The organism is Dongia sp. P2_B8, assembly GCF_056404715.1.
This window is the reverse complement of record NZ_JBFUDM010000008.1, coordinates 213,777-237,930: the sequence shown is the minus strand read 5'-3', so window position 1 is coordinate 237,930 and position 24,154 is coordinate 213,777. Positions and strand designations below refer to the sequence as shown.

The 24,154-nt window shown below is 61.9% G+C and carries 20 protein-coding genes; 12 read left to right on the top strand and 8 right to left on the bottom strand.

Translation table 11 applies throughout. The features are described 5' to 3' along the window. The first annotated feature begins 187 nt into the window (after nt 1-187). A complete protein-coding gene (locus AC1DWZ_RS21085) occupies nt 188-916 on the top strand; it encodes a class I SAM-dependent methyltransferase (RefSeq protein ID WP_477170914.1) in 729 nt (242 codons plus the stop codon). Here the strand turns inward: AC1DWZ_RS21085 and AC1DWZ_RS21080 are convergent. Genes AC1DWZ_RS21080 through AC1DWZ_RS21070 form a run of 3 tightly spaced genes read right to left on the bottom strand, consistent with a single transcriptional unit; the run spans nt 913 to nt 3,334 of the window. Continuing rightward, nucleotides 913-1,839 (bottom strand): DMT family transporter, encoded by a 927-nt coding sequence (locus AC1DWZ_RS21080; protein ID WP_477170913.1) that lies wholly within the window; start codon nt 1,837-1,839, stop codon nt 913-915. The genes AC1DWZ_RS21085 and AC1DWZ_RS21080 overlap by 4 nt on opposite strands. Next, nucleotides 1,839-2,117 carry a DUF1289 domain-containing protein gene (locus tag AC1DWZ_RS21075; RefSeq protein WP_477170912.1) on the bottom strand — a complete coding sequence of 93 codons (279 nt, stop codon included), beginning with the start codon at nt 2,115-2,117 and terminating at the stop codon, nt 1,839-1,841. Before AC1DWZ_RS21075 ends, AC1DWZ_RS21080 begins: the two co-directional genes overlap by 1 nt. Beyond that, nucleotides 2,114-3,334, bottom strand: a complete 1,221-nt coding sequence (locus AC1DWZ_RS21070; RefSeq protein ID WP_477170911.1) for a diaminopropionate ammonia-lyase — start codon at nt 3,332-3,334, stop codon at nt 2,114-2,116. Before AC1DWZ_RS21070 ends, AC1DWZ_RS21075 begins: the two co-directional genes overlap by 4 nt. 87 nt (nt 3,335-3,421) lie before the next feature. Between AC1DWZ_RS21070 and AC1DWZ_RS21065 the strand changes: the two genes are divergently transcribed. From AC1DWZ_RS21065 to AC1DWZ_RS21055, 3 genes are read left to right on the top strand one after another with little or no spacing between them, the layout of a single operon-like run. After that, the gene (locus AC1DWZ_RS21065; RefSeq protein ID WP_477170910.1) at nt 3,422-5,164 is read left to right on the top strand and encodes an adenylate/guanylate cyclase domain-containing protein; all 1,743 of its coding nucleotides are present in this window, start codon (nt 3,422-3,424) and stop codon (nt 5,162-5,164) included. Further along, nucleotides 5,161-6,099, top strand: coding sequence for a fatty acid desaturase (locus AC1DWZ_RS21060; protein WP_477170909.1), 939 nt, complete (start codon nt 5,161-5,163; stop codon nt 6,097-6,099). Before AC1DWZ_RS21065 ends, AC1DWZ_RS21060 begins: the two co-directional genes overlap by 4 nt. Then, entirely contained in the window at nt 6,096-6,773 is a 678-nt protein-coding gene (locus tag AC1DWZ_RS21055; RefSeq protein ID WP_477170908.1) for a phytochelatin synthase family protein, read from the top strand. The genes AC1DWZ_RS21060 and AC1DWZ_RS21055 overlap by 4 nt, the downstream gene beginning before the upstream one ends. Nucleotides 6,774-6,917: 144 nt before the next feature. On the opposite strand, the gene AC1DWZ_RS21050 is transcribed toward AC1DWZ_RS21055, so the two are convergent. Both AC1DWZ_RS21050 and AC1DWZ_RS21045 read right to left on the bottom strand, forming a co-directional pair. After that, nucleotides 6,918-7,391, bottom strand: coding sequence for a tetratricopeptide repeat protein (locus AC1DWZ_RS21050; protein WP_477170907.1), 474 nt, complete (start codon nt 7,389-7,391; stop codon nt 6,918-6,920). A gap of 138 nt (nt 7,392-7,529) precedes the next feature. Then, nucleotides 7,530-8,222: a sulfite oxidase-like oxidoreductase gene (locus AC1DWZ_RS21045; RefSeq protein WP_477170906.1), complete on the bottom strand. Its 693-nt coding sequence runs from the start codon at nt 8,220-8,222 to the stop codon at nt 7,530-7,532. Nucleotides 8,223-8,436: 214 nt separating this feature from the next. On the opposite strand from AC1DWZ_RS21045, the gene AC1DWZ_RS21040 reads away from it, so the two are divergent. Then, the gene (locus AC1DWZ_RS21040) at nt 8,437-11,907 is read left to right on the top strand and encodes an FAD-dependent oxidoreductase (protein ID WP_477170905.1); all 3,471 of its coding nucleotides are present in this window, start codon (nt 8,437-8,439) and stop codon (nt 11,905-11,907) included. A gap of 59 nt (nt 11,908-11,966) precedes the next feature. Next, nucleotides 11,967-13,697 carry a cis-3-hydroxy-L-proline dehydratase gene (lhpI, locus tag AC1DWZ_RS21035; protein WP_477170904.1) on the top strand — a complete coding sequence of 577 codons (1,731 nt, stop codon included), beginning with the start codon at nt 11,967-11,969 and terminating at the stop codon, nt 13,695-13,697. Between the two features lie 431 nt (nt 13,698-14,128). Here lhpI and AC1DWZ_RS21030 read toward each other — a convergent pair whose 3' ends face one another. The 3 genes from AC1DWZ_RS21030 to AC1DWZ_RS21020 all read right to left on the bottom strand — a co-directional run bounded on the left by AC1DWZ_RS21030 (nt 14,129) and on the right by AC1DWZ_RS21020 (nt 17,865). Continuing rightward, nucleotides 14,129-14,326 carry a hypothetical protein gene (locus AC1DWZ_RS21030; protein ID WP_477170903.1) on the bottom strand — a complete coding sequence of 66 codons (198 nt, stop codon included), beginning with the start codon at nt 14,324-14,326 and terminating at the stop codon, nt 14,129-14,131. Between the two features lie 249 nt (nt 14,327-14,575). Next, nucleotides 14,576-16,255, bottom strand: a complete 1,680-nt coding sequence (locus tag AC1DWZ_RS21025; protein WP_477170902.1) for a methyl-accepting chemotaxis protein — start codon at nt 16,253-16,255, stop codon at nt 14,576-14,578. Between the two features lie 248 nt (nt 16,256-16,503). Beyond that, nucleotides 16,504-17,865, bottom strand: a complete 1,362-nt coding sequence (locus AC1DWZ_RS21020; protein WP_477170901.1) for a protoglobin domain-containing protein — start codon at nt 17,863-17,865, stop codon at nt 16,504-16,506. Between the two features lie 453 nt (nt 17,866-18,318). On the opposite strand from AC1DWZ_RS21020, the gene AC1DWZ_RS21015 reads away from it, so the two are divergent. From AC1DWZ_RS21015 to AC1DWZ_RS20990, 6 genes are all read left to right on the top strand, one after another. Beyond that, on the top strand, nt 18,319-18,993 hold the full coding sequence (locus AC1DWZ_RS21015; protein ID WP_477170900.1) for a DUF1638 domain-containing protein: 675 nt from the start codon (nt 18,319-18,321) through the stop codon (nt 18,991-18,993). Nucleotides 18,994-19,004: 11 nt separating this feature from the next. Next, nucleotides 19,005-19,319 (top strand): virulence factor, encoded by a 315-nt coding sequence (locus AC1DWZ_RS21010; RefSeq protein ID WP_477170899.1) that lies wholly within the window; start codon nt 19,005-19,007, stop codon nt 19,317-19,319. Between the two features lie 4 nt (nt 19,320-19,323). Beyond that, nucleotides 19,324-19,890 carry a methylenetetrahydrofolate reductase C-terminal domain-containing protein gene (locus AC1DWZ_RS21005; protein WP_477170898.1) on the top strand — a complete coding sequence of 189 codons (567 nt, stop codon included), beginning with the start codon at nt 19,324-19,326 and terminating at the stop codon, nt 19,888-19,890. Beyond that, nucleotides 19,890-20,897, top strand: coding sequence for a methylenetetrahydrofolate reductase (locus tag AC1DWZ_RS21000; protein ID WP_477170920.1), 1,008 nt, complete (start codon nt 19,890-19,892; stop codon nt 20,895-20,897). The genes AC1DWZ_RS21005 and AC1DWZ_RS21000 overlap by 1 nt, the downstream gene beginning before the upstream one ends. 42 nt (nt 20,898-20,939) lie before the next feature. Then, nucleotides 20,940-21,875 (top strand): methyltetrahydrofolate cobalamin methyltransferase, encoded by a 936-nt coding sequence (locus tag AC1DWZ_RS20995; RefSeq protein WP_477170897.1) that lies wholly within the window; start codon nt 20,940-20,942, stop codon nt 21,873-21,875. 216 nt (nt 21,876-22,091) lie between these two features. Further along, nucleotides 22,092-24,149 carry an ASKHA domain-containing protein gene (locus tag AC1DWZ_RS20990; protein ID WP_477170896.1) on the top strand — a complete coding sequence of 686 codons (2,058 nt, stop codon included), beginning with the start codon at nt 22,092-22,094 and terminating at the stop codon, nt 24,147-24,149. The last annotated feature ends 5 nt before the right edge of the window (nt 24,150-24,154 follow it).

The window sequence follows — 24,154 nt, the reverse complement described above, 5'->3', positions numbered from 1 at the left end:
CCCCAACCCCTCTCCCCATTTCATGGGGAGAGGGGCTTTCAAGCAAGCTCGTTGGAAACTCCCTCTCCCCGCTCTTGCGGGGAGAGGGTTGGGGTGAGGGGATCTTTGCCAGCAGGATGACGGGCTCTTGCTCTTCACACGCGCTAGTGGCATCAACGTCTGAGATTCTGCAACGCTCGGACTCGCGATGGATTCGCCCAGCTACCAACGCAACGACGCGCTCGATTCGCACATGTTCGTGCCGGAATCGCGCTTTGGTGTGTGGTTCCTCAAAACTGAGACCTGGGCGGTCCATGTGCTGAAGCGGGCACTCATCGATCTTGAGCGCCTGGTCCCGGATCGTCAGCCGCGCTATGCGACCATCGTCGATGTCGGCTGCGGCCGTGGCCGCTCCTTCAAGCTGCTAAAGGAACGCTTCCGACCCGGCCGCATGATCGGCATCGATGTCGATGGCGCGATGCTGCAGATTGCCGATGCCGAGGTGAAGCAGGAAGGGCTCGCCGTCGAATTCCAGCAGACGACATCCTCGCGCCTGATGCTGCCGGCCGCATCAGTCGACATGATCTTCTGCCACCAGACCTTCCATCATCTGATGGACCAGGAAGCGGCCTTGGCCGAATTCCACCGCGTGCTGAAGCCGGGCGGCCTGTTCCTGTTTGCGGAATCGACCCGGAAATACATTCATTCGCCGATGATCCGCCTGCTGTTCCGTCATCCGATGGATATGCAGCGCTCGGCACCCGAATATCTGGCGATGATCCGCCGGGCCGGCTTCGCCGTGGCCGAGCGGTCGATCTCGTACCCTTATCTCTGGTGGAGCCGCAACGATCTCGGCCTGCTCGAGCGCTGGTTCGGTATCACACCGCCTAGGGACCGCGAAGAAACGCTGATCAACTGCGTGGCCGTCAAGGCCTAGCGCTTGCGCAACTGCGGCGCCACCAGCACCAGGAACAAGGCAAAGACGACGAGGGCGAGGGACAGAATCTCATCCCAGCCGACCACATCGCCGGTGATCAGGGTGGAGGAGATGATGCCGACCACGGGAATGGCCAATGTGCCGATGGCGGCCACCACGGCGGGGTAGAGGCCGACCACGCGAAACCAGGCCCAGTGGCAAAAGATCATCGGGATGAGGGCCGCATAGGCGACGGCACTCCAGCCCAAATTGCTCACCGCGCTGGGGTCGAAATCGTGATCGAAGATGATGGCGCCGGCGAAGATCGGCATGCCACCCAGCAGCATCTGCCAGGCGACCAGCGATGTCGTCGGCATTGAATAGCGGTGTGTCTTCAGGGCCACCGTGCCGAATGCCCAGGCGATGGCGGCCAGGATCATGAACACCGGGCCCATGGGCGCTGCACTGATACCGGCCCAATCCGGCACGACGAGCACCAGAAGACCGATCATGCCGACGCCAAGGCCGATGAGGCGCAGCGTATCGATCTTTTCCTTGAGCCAGGCGGCGGCGATGGGCGCCGCCCACAGCGGCATGGTGAAAGCCAGGATCGAGGCGCGGCCCGGCTGCATCATGGTGACGCCAAGGGCCGAAAAGAGATGCCAGAAGGTGATGTTGCCGAGTGCTGCAATGAGCAGTGGCTTCAGATCCTGGCGCGGGATGCGCAAGGACAGGCCAGCCATCTTGGCGATCGCGAACAATCCGCTGGCACCCGCGGCCAAGCAGATGCTGCGGAACATCCAGACCGGCACTTCATTGACCGAAAGCTTGATGGCTGGCCAGTTGACGCCCCAGAACAGGGTGATGAGTGCCAGCAGAATGAGTCCGGTTGCGTCATTTTTTGCGCGCACGGGCACATCTATCGGCTTCACCTGGTCGGCCATTACGAGGTCGCCTTCGCGCGGCGCTCGGCGATGCGGGCAAGAATGGCGTTGCGCGTCTCGGGGGGCGAGATGATCCAGTCGCGGATTTCGTCGATGGTGCGGGTACAGCCCACGCAATAGCCGGTCATCGGGTCCATCTGGCAGACGCTGATGCAGGGCGAGGCCGGACCGGACGCCAGCATGCGCATGCGTTCCTCGCGCCGCTGCTGGCGCGCGAGCTTGTCCTGCATCAGGCGGCGGCCTTCCATCTGGCCCATGTCTTTAGGATCACTGCTCATGCCGCCATCACGTCTTCAGGTTTCTGTCCGACCAGTTCGGCGTAAAGCGCCGGATCGGTGGCGCCCTCGCTGCCGATGATCAGAATCTTGGAATTCTCATCGAGCAGCAAGGCCGAACGTGCTGCGGGATCGAGGGCAGCCGCGATGAGGCCGGCAAGGCCACCCACGCCGGCTTCGCCACCGACGATCTTGGGATCCGTGCCGTTGCCCTTTGCCAAGCTCTGCATGGCAAAGACAGCCGCGTCATCGGGCACGGTCATGAAAGCAAAGCTCGCTTTGTCGAGCAGGCGCCAGGCCAGTGGCGAAACTTCACCGCAGGCAAGTCCTGCCATCAGCGTATCCAGTTTGCCGGTGACAATGGTGGGCTTGCCGGCGCGGGCGCTCTGGTAATGACAATCGGCCTTCTCCGGTTCGACGACCACGATCTTGGGGCGCAGTGCATCCAGCTCCAGCCACAGATAGCCAGCGACTGAGGCCGGCAGGCCGCCGACGCCGGCCTGGATGAAGGCATGGCTGAGTTCCTGATGCGCTGGCAGCTGCTGCATCACTTCTTCCATCATCACACCGTAGCCATGCATCACATGGCGCGGGATGTCCTGATAGCCTTCCCAAGTGGTATCCGAGATCACCTGCCAGCCATTCTTGGCGGCGTCCGCCGTGCAGGCGCGCACCGAGGCATCGTAATTGTCGGGGATGCGCCGCATCTCCGCGCCATAGGCCGCGATTGCCTGTTCGCGCCCGGCGCTGACGCCCTCATGGATGTAAATGATGGCGCGGCAGCCGAACAATTTGGCGCCCCAGGCAACGGCCTTGCCATGATTGCCGTCGGTCGCCGCACACACGGTGATGTCGCGCGTCCGGTCGCGGTATTTGCCGGCCAGCAGGTCGGCCAAGGTGACGGTGCCACCCAATTTGTCCTGCAGGTGCCGGAGCACCGCATAGGCGCCACCCAAGGCCTTGAAGGCGCCGAGGCCGAAGCGCGTGCTCTCATCCTTGTAGAAAATGCCGCCCACCTTCAACTTTGCGGCCAGCCCGTCGAGGCTGTGGAGGGCGGTCGGTTCATAACCGGGCCAGGCCTTGATCTCAGCAGCGGCACGCGCAAAGCCATCGGCATCGACCACGCCGGGCGCCGCCTTTTCCAGGCTGTCTTCGGCGGGGCCAAGATGCGGATTGATGAAAATCTCAGCCGGCAGGTGAGGCGGTTTCCATTCGGTCATGGCTGCGACTATTATCAAACCGCCGGGTCTTTATCAAACGGACCCGACCCGCGTTACGCCAGCCACCTGTGTGGGAGCCGCATAACCTTGCCAGCCATCCGGCCATTTGCCGCAAACTGGAACAGATATCAGAGCCTCACCCGCCTCGTGACGGGGCTGGTGCTGTTCTTTTATGTGCTGACGCACAATCTCAATCACGCGCTCGGCATCGTATCGCTGCAATGGCTGGAGGCGGGGCGCCGCGTGTTCCTGGCCTTCTGGCGCTTTCCGGGCATGGAATTGCTGCTGTTCACGGCAGCCATCCTCCATATCCTGGTGGCGCTCATCGCCCTCTATCGCCGCCATTCCCTGAAGATGCCGTTCTGGGAAGCCGCGCAATTGATCCTGGGCCTCGCGACACCGCCTCTGCTGCTGCTGCATATCCTGAGCACCGCCTATGCCAGCGAGCAGTATCATTTCAAGGATTCCTACGCCTATGTGCTGCTGTCCCTGTGGGTGTTCTCACCCTGGAACGGCGCGCTGCAGGCCATTGCCATCGTCGTCACCTGGACCCATGGCTGCATCGGCATGGCCTATTGGCTGCGCCTCAAGCCCTGGTACGCGAAGGGACGGCCCTATCTCTTTGCGCTGGCTGTCATCCTGCCGGTCCTGGCGCTCATCGGCTTTGCCGATGCCGGGCGGGCGATCGCCGAAAAGCTGGAAGACGAAACCTGGCTGCCGGCGCTCATCGAACGCGACAATCTGCCGAACCGCGAGGCCGCCGCCGTGGTCTATGCGGCGCGCGACATCGGCATGTGGATCTTCGGTGCCTTGCTGGTCAGTGTCTTTGCCGCGCGGCTGGTGCGCGCACGCCTCAATCAGCGCCGCGCCATCTCCATCTCCTACGAAAGTGGCGCGATCGTGCATATCCAGGCCGGCACCACGGTTCTCGAAGCCAGCCGCAGCGCCAATATTCCCCATGCCTCCGTCTGTGGCGGCCGTGGCCGCTGCTCGACCTGCCGCATCAAGATCCTGAAAGGGGCTGCGCAACTACCGGCGGCGAGCGATGATGAAAAGCGCGTGCTGGCGCGGGTGGGTGCCGCACCAGACACGCGCCTTGCCTGCCAGCTGCGGCCGATTGGCCCCGTGACGGTGGCGCCTTTGTTGCCCTCCCAGGCTGGACCGCACCAGGCCCATGCGCGCGGCGATTATCATTCCGGCCGCGAGCTGGAAATCGCGGTTCTGTTTGCTGACCTGCGCGGTTTCACGCAACTCTCCGAACGTCGCCTGCCCTATGACGTGGTGTTCCTGCTTAACCGCTATTTCAAGGCGATGGGCGAGGCGGTGAGCGGTGCCGGCGGGCATCTCGACAAGTTCATCGGCGACGGCGTCATGGCACTCTTTGGCATCAAGAGCGGCATGGAAGGTGGTGACGGCAAGCTCGCCTGCACCCAGGCGCTGGACGCGGCGCGGCGCATGTCCGTCAATCTCGAAGAGCTCAATCGCCATCTCAAGGCCGACCTGCAGGCCCCCTTGCGGATCGGCATCGGCATTCATTTTGGGCCTGCCATCGTGGGCGACATGGGTTACGGCGCCAACCAGCATCTCACTGCCATCGGCGATACGGTCAACACGGCAAGCCGGCTGGAAACCGCGACCAAGGAACTTGATTGCCAGCTCGTGATTTCCGAACATGTGGCGCTGGCGGCGGGCATCGCGGTCGACCCCAGCCAGTTGCATCAGCTGCATGTGCGCGGCCGTGAACAGACCCAGGGCGTGCTGGCCCTCAAAAGCGCGCAGGATGCCGGTCCGGCGAAAACGGCAGAACAGATTGCGGCGAGCAAGACATGAGCGAGATCAGCGCAACACCCGTCGACAAGCCACATGACAAAGTTGCCATGACCGCTGCCATGCGGCCGCTGCTGGAGCGCAGTGATCGGCCTGGCCTGCTGTATCTGGGCGGCCATCTGGCCTTGCTGGCTTCAACCGGTTGGCTGATCGCGCGTGCTGACGGCAGCTGGTGGCTGTGGCCGGCGATGTTTCTTCATGGCACGGCACTTGTCTTCCTGTTCGCGCCGCTTCATGAAACCATCCACCGCACGGCGTTTGCGACGCGGGCGCTCAATGATGGCGTCGCCTTTGTCATCGGCATGATTCTGATTTTGCCGCGGGAATATTTCCGCGCCTTCCACTTTGCCCATCATCGCCATACCCAGGACCCGGCTCGCGATCCTGAGATTTCCGCGCCACGCCCGGCGACGCGTGGAGAATGGCTGCTATATGTAAGCGGCCTACCCTATTGGCGCTGGCAGATATCGGGCCTTGTCACGCGTGCCTGCGGCCAGGTGGGCGAGGATTTCTACGGCAACGATACGCAGCGGCAAAAGGTCGTCCGGGAATCGCGGCTGGTGATCGGCCTCTATGCAGTCATTCTGTTGCTGTCGCTGATGTTCCGGACGGACATTGCCCTGCGCTATTGGGTGATACCGGCGCTCCTTGGCCAGCCATTGCTGCGGCTCTATCTGCTCGCGGAACATTGGGGTTGCCCCCTCTCGCCGGCGGACGCACCCATCGACATGCTGGCCCGCTCGCGTACGACCTACACCAATGTGCTGGTCAATTTCCTTGCCTGGAACATGCCCTATCATGCCGAGCATCACGCCAACCCGGCCGTGCCGTTCCATGCGCTGCCGCAAGCCAATGCCTTGCTGAAAGACAGGATCGGCACGACCAGCCCCGGCTATATCGCTGCCACGGGCTGGATCTATGAGAGGCTTGCCCGATGAATGATCCGCGCCGCCCGAACCATGGCACGCTGACGCCTTTGTCGCGGGACAATGATTATGTCCGCATACATAAGGCGCCGAATTTCTGGGCCCTAATGCCGCACCAGATTCATCAGCACACGGATTCATCCTGCTCGCTGGCCAGCGCCACCATGGTCTTGAATGCCGCGCGCGGCCTCGCCGGACAGAACCGTATCGGCGGGTTGGTGAGCGAGAAGCGCCTTCTCGAACTTTTCAAGGAAACCGGCTGGCCGGCGGGCGTTGCCTTGGATGGTGGCGGGCGCAAATTGCTGGAACTCGCCGATCATCTCGACGACGCACTGAAACATTACGGCCTCGACGGTTGGCGCATCGACCGGCGGCCGGTGGCAGAATTCAATGCTGCAACCGCCGGCCAGTTCCGCGCCGACCTTGCCACAATGGAGAGTGCCGCCGGTTGCTTTGTCATCGCCAATTTCCATCTCGACGATTTCTATGGCGATGGCAGCGATATCGGCCATTTCTCGCCGCTCGCAGCCTATGACGCCGCCACGGACCGGGTCCTGGTGCTCGATGTCTACAAGGCCGATTACGAACCTGCCTGGGCGCCCACCGACCATCTCCTCAAGGCCATGGTACGCCCCTGCAACGACAGCCAGCTGCGCGGCTATCTGGTGGTGAGAAGGGGGTCTTGAAATACTAGCCTCCCCCCTTGAGGGGGAGGCCGCGCGAAGCGCGGGAGGGGGTATGGTGCGATCGGTCTCAGCGCCGGAGCGATGGCACGATACCCCTCTCCTAACCCTCCCCCTCAAGGGGGGAGGGCTTAGAATTACAGCCACTTAGTTGATGTTGTTATCGTCCTTGTAATCGTCGATCGCGTCTTCGAGCTCGTCGAACTCATCGCAATCGCCGCAGGCCGATTTCAGGACCGCAAGCTGCTTCTCGGCATTGGGCAGATCCTTCTGCTCGAGATAGAGCTCGCCCAGATATTCGTTGGCGCCAAGATGCTTGGGCTCCAGCGACAGCGCCTTCAGGTAATATTCCATGCCGGCCTTCCAATTGCCCATCTTGCGATTGGCATAGCCCAGCTGGTTGAGCGCGTCGGCATATTCGCCTTTTTCCTTGATCGATTTCTGCAGCAGCGGAATGGCAGCGGAATATTTCTCGTCATCGATCAGGGAGACGGCCTTTTTGTAATCGTCGGCCTTGGCAGCGGGTGCCGTCGAATCCGATCCCATCGAGAAGGCGTGGCTGGCAAAGCCGAGGCTGAGGGCGGTCAAGGCGGTGATAAGGGCGAGGCGTTGGTTCTTCATGGCGTTTCTCCTGTTCGATTGATGGTTGGCTTGCTGGTTCATGTCGCTGGCGCCCGATCAAATTCTGGCTCCTGGCCGCCGTCGCCCATAGACTTAACGCACCCCGCCTCTGGCCGCTGTGAACCGGGTCACAGTCCACTAACTGTACCGTTGTTCGTCCCAGGGATCGGCGAAATTGTGATAGCCGCGCGTTTCCCAGAAACCCGGCTTGTCGGTTTCAGCAAAGGCGATCCGGCGCAGCCATTTGGCGCTTTTCCAGAAATAATGCTGCGGTACCACCACCCGGACCGGCGCACCATGCGCTGCCGTGAGGGGCTGCCCGTCCCAATGGGTGGCGAGCAGCACATCGCCCTGTGCAAACGACTCCAGCGGCAGATTGGTCGTGTAGCCGTCATAGGCTTCGAACAGCACGAAGCGCGCCTTGGCATATGGTTTGACGTCGGCCAGCAGATCGGTTGCCAGCACGCCCCGCCAGTCATTGTCGAAGCGCGACCAGGAGGTGACACAGTGAATGTCACTGCGGGCATGGCTTTGCGGCAAGGCGTTGAAGGCGGCCAAATCGAAGCTTGCCGGCCGCTGTACCAGGCCGCCGATCTCCAGCCGCCAGCTCGCAGGATCGATGGTGGGCGTTATTCCAAGATCTAGCACCGGCCAGCTCGTGACCAGGCGCTGCCCGGGTGGCAGGCGGGTGGGTGGCAGGCGGGTGGGTGGCAGGCGGGTGGTGTCGTCGCGGGCGCGCGTTTCACCTGTCAGCAAACGGCCTTGCTTGGCCCATTGCTGCTTGGTTGCGATCAGTTTCTCTCTGTCGCCGCTATTGTCTGGGCCGTCCATGCCGTTTGCCCTGTCTGCGAAGTTCCAACTATTTGGAAACACCCGCGAAATGTCCAAGCACGAATTCGCGAGCGGGCAGCCAATTGTTACCCGGACCTGGACACTGGCGGGATTCCAGGAAAAGCCTTGCTTGTTTTTGTTTGTATACGAATAATATTCTCCCTGGGAGCCACCTAATGCCGCGCGTTTCGTGTGATATTGAGGAAGCCACCGAATGGAAGACCTCGTTCTGGCGCATGGGCTGCGGTTTGAGGATCTTTATGATCCGGCGGGTCTCGCCCGGCTTGATGCTCAGTTCCTGAGCGATCTTGGTGGGGGCGATCAGGGTCTTCTCGGGCGCCTGCTGGCCGCCCGCGCGGACCCAAAATCACTTGATGGGAAGTTGCAATCGCAACTCATTCTCGACCTTGCCGGCCCGCTGGAAGACTTCTTAGGGACCCTCTTCGGGATCCAACCCGATCTCGCTACCCTCCAGGCTAGGCACAATGACCTCGCCCCCCTTTACACCTGCAAGCGCCTCTTCGTGCAGCGCCGCGCCTTGAAGGCCTATGGGCCCGACAAGGTGGCAAGCCTCGATGCCGATGCGGTGCGGGCGCAGCTCACGAGCCATTTCGGCGGGAGCTTCGACGAACTGACTTTCGCCACCAAGGTCGAAGCTTGGGGCAAGGATGAGGCGGCGCATGGGCCGGCCATCGACCTTGCCTTGCAATACGCGGCCTGGGCGGCGCAGACCGAGGCTGGCAAGTCGCTGCATCGCGCTGGTGTTTTGTTCAAGGCGCCGCGCAAGATCGACCCTGCGCATCTCGTCCATATGGAAACCGAGACCAGGGACGGCGTCACCTCGTTCAAGCTCGCTTCCGACAAGCTGCGGCACCGCGAGGGCTTTGCGCTCACCGATCATGGCATGGATCTGGTGGGCGCCTTGGACCAGACCAATTACTGCATCTGGTGCCACAATCAGGGCAAGGACAGTTGCTCGAAAGGGCTTACCGAAAAGGACGGCACGTTCAAGAAGAGCGTGTTCGGCGTGACCTTGGCCGGCTGCCCGCTCGAAGAGAAGATCTCCGAGATGCATGCCGCGAAATCGAACGGCCAGCCCTTGGGGGCGCTGTCGATCATCGCCATCGACAATCCGATGGTGGCGGCCACCGGCCACCGCATCTGCAACGATTGCATGAAGGCCTGCATTTATCAGAAGCAGGAACCGGTCGACATCCCGCAGGCGGAAACGCGCACGCTCAAGGATATTCTGGCGCTGCCCTATGGGTTCGAGATCTACAGCCTGCTCACACGCTGGAACCCGCTCAACTTGCAGCACCCCGTGGCCAAGCCCGCTTCAGGCAAGAAGGTGCTGGTGGTGGGGCTGGGGCCGGCCGGCTATACGCTCTCCCATTATCTTCTGAATGACGGCCATACCGTGGTGGCGGTCGACGGATTGAAGATCGAGCCGCTGGCCGCCGAACTATCGGGCGTCACCCCGGATGGTGCGCGTGTGCCGTTCAAGCCGATCCGCGACGTCAAGGAGTTGACCGAGGATCTGGGCAACCGCGCCATGGCGGGCTTCGGCGGTGTTGCCGAATACGGCATCACCGTGCGGTGGGACAAGAATTTCCTCAAAATGATCCGCCTGCTCATCGAGCGGCGCAGCACCTTTGCGATGTTCGGTGGCGTGCGCTTCGGCGGCACCATCACCTTGGATCAGGCCTGGGCAATGGGCTTCGACCATGTGGCGCTGGCCATGGGTGCCGGCAAGCCGACCTTGCTCGACATGCCGGGCGGTCTCGCCAAGGGTGTGCGCATGGCATCGGATTTCCTGATGGCGCTGCAGCTGACCGGTGCGGCCAAGACCGAATCTATCGCCAACCTGCAATTGCGCCTGCCGGCGGTGGTGATCGGCGGTGGCTTGACCGCGATCGACACCGCGACCGAGGCGATGGCCTATTACCCCGTCCAGGTTGAGAAGTTCCTGAAGCGCTATGAAACGCTGACGGCGGAAGAGGGCGAGGCGACGTTGCGCGCTGGCTGGTCACCGCAGGAACTGGTCATCGTCGATGAATTCTTGAACCATGCGCGCCTCATCCGCGCCGAACGCGTCCGCGCCAAAGCGGCCGAGGCAGCACCGCGCATCTCCGAATTGCTGCAGAGTTGGGGCGGGGTGACGCTTGCCTATCGCCGCCGCCTCATCGATGCGCCGTCCTACACGCTCAATCACGAGGAAGTGGAAAAGGCGCTTGAAGAAAATATCCGCTTTGCCGAGAGCCTGACGCCGACCAGCATCGATGTCGATGCGCTGGGCTTTGCCGAGCGCATTCATCTGAAACATGCCGACGGTACCGATCATGTGCTGCCGGCCCGCGCCATCCTGGTGGCGGCCGGCACGCGCCCCAACACTGTGCTGGCGCGGGAGGATAAGGCGAATTTCAGCCTGGATGGCCAATATTTCCGCGCCATCGGCGATGACGGTGCGGTGGTGACGCCGGAGAAGCTCGCCAAGCCCAATGAGGTGCGCGTCATCACGCAGTCCCACGATGACGGCCGTGCCGTCAGTTTCTTCGGCGATCTGCATCCGAGCTTTGCCGGCAATGTGGTGAAGGCCATGGGCAGTGCCAAGCAAGGCTGGCCGGTGGTGTCGGCGGCACTCGAGCATCGTGCATCGCCGACCGACACGAATACCACAGCGTTCCTAGCAAAGATGAACCAGCGCCTGCGCGCGCGCATCCGTGCGGTCAACCGGTTGACGCCGACCATTGTCGAGGTGGTGGTGGAAGCCCCGCAGGCTGCCGGCAATTTTGCGCCGGGCGAATTCTATCGCCTGCAGAATTTCGAGGCGCTGGCGCCGCGCACCCAGGATACGGTGCTGGCCATGGAAGGGCTCGCCTTGACCGGTGCCTGGACCGATAAGGAACACGGTTTGGTCGGTCTCATCGTCCTCGAAATGGGTGGGTCGTCGGAGCTGTGCGCACGGCTGGAGGTGGGCGAGCCGGTGATCCTGATGGGACCCACGGGGACACCCACGGAAACGCCGGCCGGGGAAACCGTGCTGCTGGCCGGTGGCGGCCTTGGCAATGCGGTGCTGTTCTCGATCGGCCGCGCCCTGCGCGCCGCTGGATCGAAGGTGCTTTATTTCGCCGGCTATAAGAAGCTGCAGGACCGCTACAAGGTCGAGGAAATCGAGGCCGCGGCCGATATCGTGGTCTGGTCCTGCGACGAGGCGCCAGGGTTCACCCCCACGCGTCCGCAGGACAAGTCGCATGCAGGCAACATCATCGAGAGCATCGTCCATTATGCCGAAGGCAAGCTCGGTGCCGGCGGCATCCATTTGCAAGATGTCGACCGCATCATCGCCATCGGCTCCGACGGCATGATGGCCGCCGTGCAGCGCGCGCGGCACCAGGTGCTGAAACCCTATTTAAAGCCCAGCCATTGTGCTGTGGGCTCGATCAACTCGCCCATGCAATGCATGATGAAGGAAATCTGCGCCCAGTGCCTGCAGCCGCATAAGGATCCGGTCACGGGGAAGGAGACGGTGGTCTTCTCCTGCTTCAACCAGGACCAGGAGCTGGATCATGTCGATTTCGCGCAGCTGCGCCAGCGCCTCGGCCAGAATTCCGTCCAGGAAAAACTGACCCGCGCCTGGATCAGCCACAGCCTCGCCGCGCTCGACCGCGACAAGGCTGCGCAGTAGAGTAGCGCCCTCTTAAAAACAATAGCTGTGACGCGTGTCGCGGTAGAAAGTTGCGGCGTATGGGGCTCGTTAGTCAGGGTAAGTCGCTGGTCGAGGGCGAGGCCGAAGGCGATTTGCTTTACGCCGACATGGCGCTGAGCTTCTGGGGTGGCGTCGATCCACTGACAGGCATCATCATCGACCAGCACCATCCGCTGCGCGGCGAATGTCTCACGGGGCGTGTGCTGGCGATACCGGGTGGGCGTGGTTCCTGCACCGGGAGCGGCGTGCTGCTGGAACTCATCCTGAACGGGCACGCGCCGGCAGCGATCGTCGTCTGCGAGCAGGAGGAAATCCTCACCCTGGGGGCACTTGTCGCCCATTTGGTTTTTGAGCGGTCGATCCCGGTTCTGCAAGTGGCTCCGGCAGTGTTTGCGCGCCTCGGCGCGTTTCGGCATGCCAGTGTGGGAAAGCATAGTCTTCGCCTTTTCCACGAGCCGCCCCTCGATGACCAGCAGCCTTCTTCCGTGCAGCCGGTTTCGACGCAACCTGGGAACGATGAAAGTAAGGCGGTGCGGCTGGACGCGGTGGACCAGGCTCTGCTCGCAGGCCAGCATGGAAAGGCAGCACAGCTTGCCATGCGCTTGTTGCTGCGCATGGCGGAACTTCAGGGGGCGGAAAGCTTCGTCGATGTAACCCAGGTTCACATTGACGGCTGCATCTATACAGGTCCGGCATGCCTGCGGTTTGCGCAATTGCTGGTCGAGAGAGGTGCGCGCGTGCGCGTGCCGACCACGCTCAATGCCATTTCCGTTGATAAGCGCCGGTGGCGAACGCTAGGCGTCGCGGAAGATTTGGGCGTTCCTGCGAGCGCCCTTGCCGACGCATATCTCGCCATGGGGGCCGAGCCAACTTTTACCTGCGCCCCCTATCTGCTTGAGAGCGCCCCCGGCTTTGGCGAGCAGATCGGCTGGGCAGAGTCGAATGCCGTTGTCTACGCCAACAGTGTCATCGGCGCGCGGACGATGAAGTATCCGGACTATCTGGACATCTGCATCGCTCTTACGGGCCGGGCACCCCTGGCAGGCTGCCATCTCGATAGCGGGCGGCGCGCAACGCTCGTCCTGGAGGTCGAGAGGCCGTCGGGCGCCGACGATTCCTTTTGGCCGCTGCTTGGCTATTGCTGCGGTTCCGTCTGCGGCAGCGAGATCCCCTTGATCCGCGGGCTGGAGACGAGTGCGGCCGGGCCCGATGAAATGAAGGCCTTCGGCGCGGCCTTCGCCACAATGGCGGCGGCGCCGATGTTCCACATCAAAGGGGTAACACCCGAAGCGGATGCGCAAGGGCCAGCACGCGAACTGTGCATCAGCCTCTCTGATCTACAGCGCGCATGGATGGAGCTCAATACGGCGACGTCGCCGGAGGTCGGGCTCGTCGCTCTGGGCAATCCCCATTTCTCGCTCAATGAAAGCGCGCAATTGGCGGAACTGGTGCGAGGACGCATCAAGTCGCCGGATGTCGCGATGGTCGTGACCTGCGGCCGGGCCGTCCACCAAGCTGCCGCCCAAGCCGGTTATATCGAAGAGGTTGAAGCGTTCGGCATTCAGCTCGTCACTGATACATGCTGGTGCATGCTGGGCGAGCCGGTCATTCCAAGAGCCGCGCAAACGCTGATGACCAATTCCGGGAAGTACGCGCACTATGCGCCAGGCCTGGTTGGTCGCGGTGTCCGCTTCGGCAGCCTTGCTGCCTGCGTAGAGGCCGCCTGCAGCGGCATCTCACCGACGGAATTGCCGGCTTGGCTGCGCTAGGTCCAGGCTCTTCCTGCTCGGGCGCAGCGAGATTGCTTCAACCCACCAGTTTGTGAAGCAAGATCGGGATCAGGATGATGCTCACTATGGAAAGTGCAAAAAGGATCGGGGCAGCCGCAAGAAACCCAAGCCCCAAGAATATCGCAGTGGCCATTATTTGAACCCCTCTCTCAATGAACCTCATCGTCAACGCTAACAACGATGAGTCGATGCGCATAGGCCGAGAGCGAGAGACTCGTTCACATGCGAAGGTTCAGGAAAAGGGCGTAACGGCAAAGCGTCTTCACCTGCCCAAGCGCCTTGCCAGTCAGTACATCCGTGACCTGGCGAGGGGTTGGGGGTGGCCGATCCCGTCGCCATCTGCCGCTGCATCAGTCAGTACATCCGTGAGCTGACGCGAAGGCAGGTGGCGGGCCTTTGGTCGTTCGCCGTTAGATCAGGCGAACAGAAGCAAAGGCCTTGGGGTCGATACCGAGCTGGCGAAGATCTTCATCTGCCGGGCGTCGGTTAAACTCGACGGCTGCTGCGCAAGCGCGGGCTGCCGACAATGTCGCGAAAAACGACGCGACAGCTTTGTAGATAGGGACGAAGCGGCCGTTTTCAAGTGCTTGGATCGAAATATCCATCATAGCCCTAAACCTTCCGTCCCCTGACCAGATGGATATAGGGCTTATGCTGCAATGCAGCAAGAGTGACATTGCGCCGCAGCAACCGGGATGGCGGGAGGTGTTTCACGTGAAACATTTTACGTATAATGCCGCTAAGAGCATAATATACACCTCTTTCTCATCATCCCCGGATCAAGCCCGGGGATGATGATCGAGGATGCGATGGCGCGGAAGGCGCGACGACGAGAAAGGGCGATGAGCCTATGCTCGCTACAAACTCCGCACCTTTTGAAGGAAGCTGTCGACCTCCGACTTCAGCCGGACGCCGTTGCGGGCGAGTTCGGAGGCAGCCCCCAGGACCTGGGCGGAGCCGGCGCTGGTCTGCTGCGATGCTTCGGTGACGCCGGTGATGTTGGCGGCGACCTCGGCACTGCCGGCCGCTGCCTGCTGCACGTTCCGGGATATCTCCTGGGTCGCCGCCCCCTGTTCCTCGACAGCCGAGGCAATGGTGGTCGAGATTTCATTGACCCGTCCGATGGTCTGGGTGATGGCGCCAATGGCGGTTGCGGAACTGTCTGTCGCGTCCTGGATCGAGCGGATCTGGGTCCCGATCTCGTCGGTGGCGCGGGCTGTTTGCGTGGCCAGCGTCTTTACTTCCGACGCCACAACGGCAAAGCCTTTACCGGCTTCGCCGGCGCGGGCTGCTTCTATGGTGGCGTTAAGGGCCAGGAGGTTGGTCTGGCTGGCGATGCTGTTGATGAGCTCGACCACGGCGCCGATTTTCTGCGCCGCTTCGGAGAGGCTCTTCACCTTGGCGTTGGTGTCTGTTGCCTGGTCGACGGCCTCACCCACGATGCGGGTCGATTCCACCACTTGGTTCGAGATTTCACTGATCGAGGCGGAGAGTTCCTCGGTGGCGGAGGCAACGGTCTGTACGTTCTGTGTCATCTCTTCGGAAGCTGCTGCCACGACGCTCGATTGGCGCGAGGTCTCCTCGGCCGTGGCCGTGAGCACCTGGGCGGTCGCCTGCAACTGCGTGGCCGCGGAAGTTACCACAGCGACCACTTCGTTGATCACCTTGTCGAATTGACCGATCGCAATCTCCATCTGCTTGCCGCGTTCGATCTGCCGCTCCTGTTCGGCGCGTTGTGCCGCGGCGAGATCCCTGGCCTTCACCATGCCTTCCTGGAACACCAGGCTGGCCTTGGCGATGTCGCCCATCTCATCCTTGCGCTCGACACCCGGCACGGCCACCTCCAGATTGCCGGTCGACATGGTCTGCAGGCAACCGGCGATATCGCGGGCTGGCCCGCTGATGCCACGCACCAGGGCCCAACCCACTACGACGCCGAACGTCAGCATCACCGCGAAGACGCTGATGATGATCAGGCGCGATTGGGCATAGATGGCGTCACCCGTGGCACTGGCATCGTCCGCACCATTTTTGTTCAAGGCCGCGAGCTGCGCCAAAGTATTGGAAGCGTCATCGAAATGCTGGCTGGCTTCGCCTTTGAACAAGGCGGCGGCCTCAGCATTGGCGTTCTTGCGCGAAAGGTCGAGCACCTTGGCACTGACCGCCAAGTAATCATCCCATTGCTTGGCGAATGTCTGATAGAGCAGCCGTTCTTCATCAGAGGAAATGAGCGGCTCGTAGATTTTCCGGTTCTCAGCGATGATCTTGGCCTGCGCTTCGATCGCGGCCTCGGCTTTGGCCATCTCGGCATCATCCGTCGACATGATGTGCGTGCCCTGGGCGATGCGATAGTCCGAGGTATTCATGTTGAGCTTGTCGGTGATATCGACACTCGGCAGCCAATTCACGGCAATGATGGTCGATTGGTCGTTGACCACCGAAAGATTGTAGATCGACAAGCCACCCAGCACGATCAGGCCCAGCAGCAAAATACCGATGGCGATGGCCAGTTTGACGCCAATGCGCAGGTTCTTCACGATTTCTGCTCCGCTCTTTGAACAAGAAACCAATCAACGTGCGTCAGAAACATGAGGAAGAATCCTGAGTTCGCACGTCCCCAACGACGGGCAAGGTGCTTCATCATGTCATTGCCAGATAAAGATTCGCCTAATGGTTCGGCGTGATCCATTGGCCTTTCGCCTCAATCTCAATGCACTGAATCCTAGCGGCGGCCGAGGGCGTGCCAATCACTGAGAAAATAATCCGTTACTCGGCTGCTGATCGCTCAACCCTTCCTTGATAGGCTGGCCAGGAACCCTTCCACCTCCTGCTCCAGGGCGCCGGTCTGGGTCATCAGGTCCTGGATCTCATGGGCCACCGTGTCGGCGATGCGGTTGGCGACGGCGATCGAGGTGGCGACGGCAGCAATACGATCATTGACCGCGCTGGTACTCTGCGAGACGTTTTCGACGCTGCGGGCGATCTCGTTGGTGGCAGCCCCCTGCTGCTCGACGGCAGCGGCGATCGCCGTGGTGGTGTCGCTGATGCGGCCGATGGTGCTTGCAATGGCGTGGATCGAGTCCGCAGATTGCCCTGTCGCCGCTTGCATGGCCTTGATCTCGCCGGAAATCTGGCTGGTGGCGTCGGCCGTCTGGCGCGAGAGGCCCTTCACTTCGGCCGCCACGATCTGGAAGCCGCGGCCGGCATCGCCGGCCCGTGCTGCCTCGATCGTCGCATTGAGTGCCAGCAGATTGGTGTGGCCGGCAATGTCGTCGATCAGCTTCACCACATTGCCGATATGCCCCGCCGCCGTTTCCAGCGTGCTGAAGGAAGCATTGGATTTGTTGGCGTCATCGACGGCCTGATGGGCAATGGAACTGGCGTTCGATGTCTGGCGCTGAATCTCGGCGATGGCGGAAGTCAATTCCTCGGCGGCGGCGGCGACGCTTTCGACATTCTGTGCCGTGATCTGCGAGGCTTCCGACACGGCCTGGGCATCGGCAGCGGCGGAACTGGCGCTGGAGAGGAGTTCGGTTGAGCCGGATTGCAGATGGGTGGAGACGGTTTTCAGGGCGGTGATGACACCGCCGACCTTGCCGCGGAAGTCTTCGCCGATGCGCACGATCTCCTGGGCATGGCGGTTCTGCAATTCCTCGAAATAGGCCGAGACGGCGATGTCCATGTCGAGCATGGCAAGCTGGGTCATCGCCGAGACGAGATCACCCAGCTCAACGGTTGCCCGATGGGCATGGAGCCGCGAATAGCAGGCGACCACCGCCTTGCGGATGAGATGCGACAAGGTGCGGTGATAGGCAGCGATATACCAGCGCGGCTCCAGCCCGATGCGCGCATGGACGAGGCCGATCTTCAGGGCGGATTGGAAATAGTCGCCATCGAGATTGCCGGAGAAGAGGCGCTTCCAATGGGTAACCTGGGCGGATTTCGCAAATTCCATGCGCGCCGGGTCGGAGAACATGCTGGTCAGCTGCGGATATTTGGCGAGATGGCCGTAGAAATCGGCGATCGCAGCCGGCAGGACGGCCTCGATCTCGGCCCGGAAGCCACCGATACAGGCCAGGACTTTCTGGTCGATGCCCGAGAAGGAAAGCCGTTCGGCGATGTGCAGATCCTGTTTGAAGGCGTGCAAGGGTAGCCCCTTTTGCTGAATGCCTGTCCACCCGGCGGCAGGCAGGTACCCGTATTTGTCGTACTGGCCTTGTTTGGCTGACAGTGCCTACAGATGGTCTCCCGCAAATTGATTTGGATCAGAAGGGTCGAAAAATAACTGATATGTTTCAATTAGTTAAAAGGCATTAATCTTAGGAATAAAGACCTCTAAAATCGGCCTGCCGAGCTATTTTCTATCAGCCAGGGCACTCTTCATGATAGTAAGCCTAGGGGTAGATTTTTATCCCTAGATGTCGGCTCGGCCCTCGGCTTTCCTCAGCACGCCACGGACCCATAACACCGCCTCACCTCGGGTTGAGAAAAGTTCAGTTTGCGACATGACAGCTAGTCGTTAATCGACTATCAGCGGTCGCCCCAATTGCAGCCATAGTGGGGCCTTCAGCCTACCAATGAGGCGAAAGCGAGTGCCGGCATGGAGATCGACGCCAAAGCCAAGGAGACGCGGGCCAAGGACGCGGGTGATCAGGCCCCCGGCAAGATGGGGGAATGCCTGATCATCGCCTGCGGCGCGCTGGCGAAGGAGTTCGTCGCGGTGCGCGCGGCAAATGGTTGGACCGATGCGCAATTGGCGGTGACCTGCCTGCCAGGCATCTGGCATAACCGGCCGGAGAAAATTCCGGCGGGGGTCAGGGCCAAGATTCGCTGGGGCAAGAAGCGCTTCAAGCGCATTTTCGTGCTCTATGGCGATTGTGGCACCGGCGGCATGCTGGACGTGGTGTTGAAGGAGGAGGGGGTCGAACGGATCGACGGGCCGCATTGTTACGATTTTTTTGCGGGACACGCGGTGTTCGATCAGATGATGGAGGAGGAGCTGGGGACGCTCTTCCTCACGGACTACATGGCCCGGCATTTCGACCGGCTGATCTGGCAGGGCATGGGCCTGGATCGCCATCCGGAATTGCGCGATGCCTATTTCGGCCATTACCGGCGCGTCGTTTATCTGGCACAGATCGACGACCCGGCCTTGACGGAAAAGGCTGTGGCCGGGGCCAAGAGACTAGGTCTGGATTTCGAGCGGCGATTTACGGGTTACGGTGAGATGGCGACCTTCATGGCGAAGGCCGTGGCGGTTGGATCAGAACAATAGGATCATTCAGGATGGCTCAGCTCATCGTCGTCTACTGGCGCGACATTCCCGCCCAGGTCATCGTCAAGAAGGGCCGCGACAGCGCCAAGAAGCAGCTCGACGAGCGCTTTGAAAAGGCGATCGACCGGGCTGCCATGCGCGCGAAGCTCCGTGACACCGATTCCTATCTTGCCGAATGGCGCCGCGCGGCGCCGGTTGAGGTGAGCGACGATCTCGAAGCCGAAGCCCAGAAGGCGCAGGCCGAGATCGAGGCGGCCTTTCCGGAAGAGACGCTGAAAGAATTCGTTGAACGCGGTGGTCTTGCCACCGCCCCTGTCGAGGGCTGATCCCATGTACGCAGTGCGCCTCTGGTCGGTGCGCCACGCAAAGGGTCTCAACCGCTTTTACCAGGCCTTCGAGAAGGCCATGGTGGCGCTGCATCCGCTGTGGAACAAGATCGGCTACGAAAAGCTTGAGGCACCGTTCCAGGTGCTGGAAAAGACCACCAAGGGTTTCCTGTTCGACTGCCAGATGTGCGGGCAATGTGCCCTCTCTTCGACCGGCATGTCCTGCCCGATGAATTGCCCCAAAACCCTGCGCAACGGTCCCTGCGGCGGTGTTCGCCCCAATGGCCATTGCGAAGTGAAGCCCGAGATGAAATGCGTCTGGGTGCAGGGCTGGGCCGGTGCCGAGCGCATGGACGGCAACCTTGAGAAGATCAAGGACGTGCAGGTCCAGGTCAACAATGCGATCAAGGGTCGTTCCGCCTGGCTGCGCGTCGTGCGCATGACCAAGAAGGTGGGCGAGTTTGCCCCGAAGCCGCCCAAGGCACCGCCGGCGAAAAAGCCGGCTGCGGCTGGCGATGCGCCGAAGCCGGCCACTGCGCCGGCGCCTGGTGGTGAAGGGAAGGCTGCGTGATGGACCCGCAAATCGATCCCTCCGCCCCGCTGCCGAGCCTGCCTGGCCATTCGTCCGGCGGCCGTTTGGAACGCATCCTGCGCTCTGGCCGCTTTGCCGTGACGGCCGAGCTCAACCCACCGGATTCCGCCGACCCGCGCGATGTCTATGACCGCGCTTTGGTGCTCTCCGAAGTGTGCGATGCCATCAACGCGACCGACGCCTCCGGTGCCAATTGCCACATGTCATCGGTTGGCATCTGCTCGCTCCTCACGCGTGCCGGCTATTCGGTGATCATGCAGATCTCCTGTCGCGACCGGAACCGCATCGCGATCCAGGGCGATGTGCTGGGGGCGGCTGCCATGGGTGTGCAGAATATCCTCTGCCTCACCGGCGACGGTGTGCAGGCCGGTGACCAGCCCGAGGCGAAGCCGGTCTTCGATTTCGATTCCACCTCGCTGTTGAGCTGCATCCGCGGCATGCGCGACGACGGCAAGTTCCTGTCGGGCCGCAAGATCACGGTGCCGCCGCGCGTGTTCCTCGGTGGTGCTGCCAATCCCTTCGTGCCCCCTTATGAACATCGTGCCACGCATATCGGCAAGAAGATCGCTGCCGGCGCGCAGTTCATCCAGACGCAATATTGCTATGACGTGCCGATGCTGCGGACATTCATGGACAAGGTGCGCGCGCAGGGTCTGCATGAGAAGGCGTTTTTCCTCATCGGCGTCGGTCCCTTGCCCTCCTCGAAGACAGCGCGCTGGATGCGCAGCAATGTGCCTGGGGTGCACATTCCCGATGCGGTGATCGAGCGGATGGAGAAATCCAAGAATGAGAAGGCGGAAGGCAAGCAGCTGGCCATCGACCTCATCCAGGAGATAAGGGAGATCGAGGGCGTGCATGGCCTGCATGTCATGGCCTATCGCCAGGAAGAATTCGTCAACGACATCATCCACGCATCCGGCGTGATGAAGAATCGCCAGCCCAAGCGCGCACCGCGACCGGCGGAACCCGTCAGCGTCTTGGTGTGAGCTAAAGCACAAGTAATTGCGTTTCAGAAAGGACTATCAGTTATGACCGATACCGTTATCAGCTCGGCCACCAAGGAAATCGTGATCGGCTTCGATCGCCCCTTCTGTGTCATCGGCGAGCGCATCAATCCCACGGGCCGCAAGCTGCTGGCAGCTGAAATGGCGGCCGGCGATTACAGCCGCGTGAAGTCCGATGCCCTGGCCCAGGTCGAAGCTGGTGCGCATATGCTCGATGTCAACGCCGGCATCCCGATGGCCGACGAGCCGCGCATCCTCGCTGAAGCCATCCAGCTGGTGCAGTCGCTGACCGACACGCCGCTTTCGATCGACAGCTCGATCGTGGCGGCGCTGGAAGCGGGCCTTGCCGTCTACAAGGGCAAGCCGCTGGTGAATTCGGTGACCGGCGAAGAAGAACGCCTCGAAGTCGTGCTGCCGCTGGTCAAAAAGTACGGCGCTGCCGTCGTCGCCATTTCGAACGACGAAACCGGTATCTCGGAAGATCCCGACGTGCGCTTTGAAGTGGCGAAGAAGATCGTCCAGCGCGCCGCCGATTACGGCATCCACTATAGCGACATCATCGTCGATCCGCTGGTGATGCCGATCGGTGCGCTGGGCCAGGCCGGCCGCGCCGCGTTCAGCCTCATCCGCCGCCTCCGGGAAGAGCTCAAGGTCAACACGACCTGCGGCGCCTCCAACATCAGCTTTGGCCTGCCGAACCGCCACAGCCTCAACCAGGCGTTCCTCTCGATGGCGATCGGTGCCGGCATGACCTCGGCCATCATGAACCCGCTGCACATGGAAGAAATGACCGGCATCTGGGGCGCCGACGTGCTGATGGGCACGGATGCGCATTGTGCGCATTGGATCAAGCGCTTCCGCGAACCGGCAGCCGAAGGCGATCGCGGCCGCCGCGAGCGGTCGGGCCGTCGTGGCGGCGGTGCCGCCGGCGGTGCGACGCCGGAGACGGCGGGGGCGTAACGGACGGCAGAGAAAAGAAAGCCCCCCTCTCCCCGACCCTCCCCCACGTTGGGGGGAGGGAGAAGAAAGAACTCGATCGAGTTCCCTCCCCCCAACGTGGGGGAGGGTTAGGGAGAGGGGGAGCGACTGAAGACTCTTCCCCATCCTTGCTCCCAAGGATGGGGTTTGGCATTTTCAGGGCCCGAAAGGCCCTACGATCATTGCAGGAACAACGTCATGGCGGATGTCAGCACGGCGACACTGGAAAACGGCAGCAACAATGGCGCTGAAACGGCATCGCTGGTGTTCATGCCGTCCGGCAAGCGTGGCCATTTCGTCAAGGGCACGCCGATCCTGACCGCCGCGCGCCAGCTCGGTGTCGATATCGATTCGGTTTGCGGCGGCCGCGGCATCTGCGGGCGCTGCCAGGTGGTGGTGTCGGAAGGCGAATTCGCCAAGCTCGGCGTCACGTCGGACGCTCATCACCTCTCCGACTTCTCCAGCGTCGAGCAGCGCTATGCCGACAAGCGTGGCATGAAGCCGGGCCGGCGCCTCTCCTGCTCGGCGCAATTGCTGGGCGATCTCGTCATCGACGTACCGGCCGATAGCCAGGTGCACAAGCAGGTCGTGCGCAAGCGTGCCGAAATGCGCGACATCACCTTGGACCCGGTCATCCGCCTGCACTATGTCGAGGTACAGGAGCCCGACATGCATGACCCGACCGGCGATCTGCAGCGTTTGGAAAAGGCGTTGAAGGCGCAATGGGACCTTGAGGGCCTTGATTGCGACGTGCGCGCGATCCAGGGTTTGCAGCAGGCCCTGCGCAAAGGCGAGTGGAAGGTGACCGTCGCCGTCCATATGGGCAAGCAGATCACCGCCGTCTGGCCGGGCTTCCACGACAAGATCTATGGCCTGGCCGTCGACGTGGGCTCGACCACCATCGCCGCACATCTCTGTGACCTCGGGACCGGCGAGGTCGTGGCGTCTTCCGGTCTCATGAATCCGCAGATCCGCTTTGGCGAAGATCTGATGAGCCGCGTCTCCTATGTCATGATGAATCCGGGCGGCGAGGTCGACATGACCAAGGCTGTCCGCGAAGCGCTGAACGATCTGGTGCAGGCGGTGGTCAAGGAAGCCGGCTGCACGCAGGAGGATGTGCTGGAATGCACCTTCGTCGGCAACCCGATCATGCATCATCTGCTGCTTGGCATTAATCCCATCGAACTCGGCTGGGCGCCATTCGCGCTGGCGACCGACGGGCCGGTGCAGATCTGGGCCACGGAGATCGACCTCAAGGTCCATCCCAATGCGCGCATCTATGTGCTGCCCTGTATTGCAGGCCATGTGGGAGCGGACACTGCTGGCGTCATCCTCTCGGAAACGCCCTATGACGTCGATGAGATGACGCTTATCGTCGATGTCGGCACCAATGCGGAAATCGTGCTGGGTAACCGTCATCGGCTGCTCGCGGCCTCCTCGCCGACCGGCCCGGCCTTTGAAGGTGCGCAGATTTCCTGTGGCCAGCGCGCTGCCCCCGGTGCCGTCGAGCGCGTGCGCATCAACCGCGAGACACTGGAGCCACGCTTCAAGGTGATCGGGTCCGACCTCTGGTCGGATCACCCGGACTTCGCCAAGGAAACGGAAGCTTTCGGTGTGACCGGTGTGTGTGGGTCGGGTGTCATCGAGGCACTGGCGGAGATGTTCCTGGCGGGCATCCTCACGCAAGACGGCGTCATCGATGGCGGCATGGCGGCAAAAAGCCCGCGCATCCAGGCCGATGGCCGCACCTTCTTCTATCTGCTGCATGATGGTCAGCCGCAGTTGAAGATCATGCAGAACGATATCCGCGCCATCCAGCTGGCGAAGGCCGCCCTCTATGCCGGCGCGCGCCTGCTCATGGACAAGCTCGGTGTCGACAAGGTCGATCGCATTACACTGGCGGGTGCCTTCGGCAGCCATATCGATGTCAAATATGCGATGGTCCTGGGCATGATCCCGGATTGTGATCTGGCCAAGGTAACCTCAGCCGGCAATGCCGCCGGCACCGGCGCCCGCATCGCCCTCCTCAACCGTGCCGCTCGCGACGAGATCGCCAAGGTGGTGAAGCAGGTCGAAAAGATCGAGACCGCGGTCGAGGCGAAGTTCCAGGAGCATTTCATCGAAGCGATGGCGCTTCCTCACAAGACGGCACCCTATCCGCATTTGGCGAAGGCGGTGAACTTGCCGCTGCCGAAGGTGGCCACTCAACCCGAAGGCAGCGACGACGGTCGCCGCCGCAACCGCCGGCGGGGGTAGCGCTT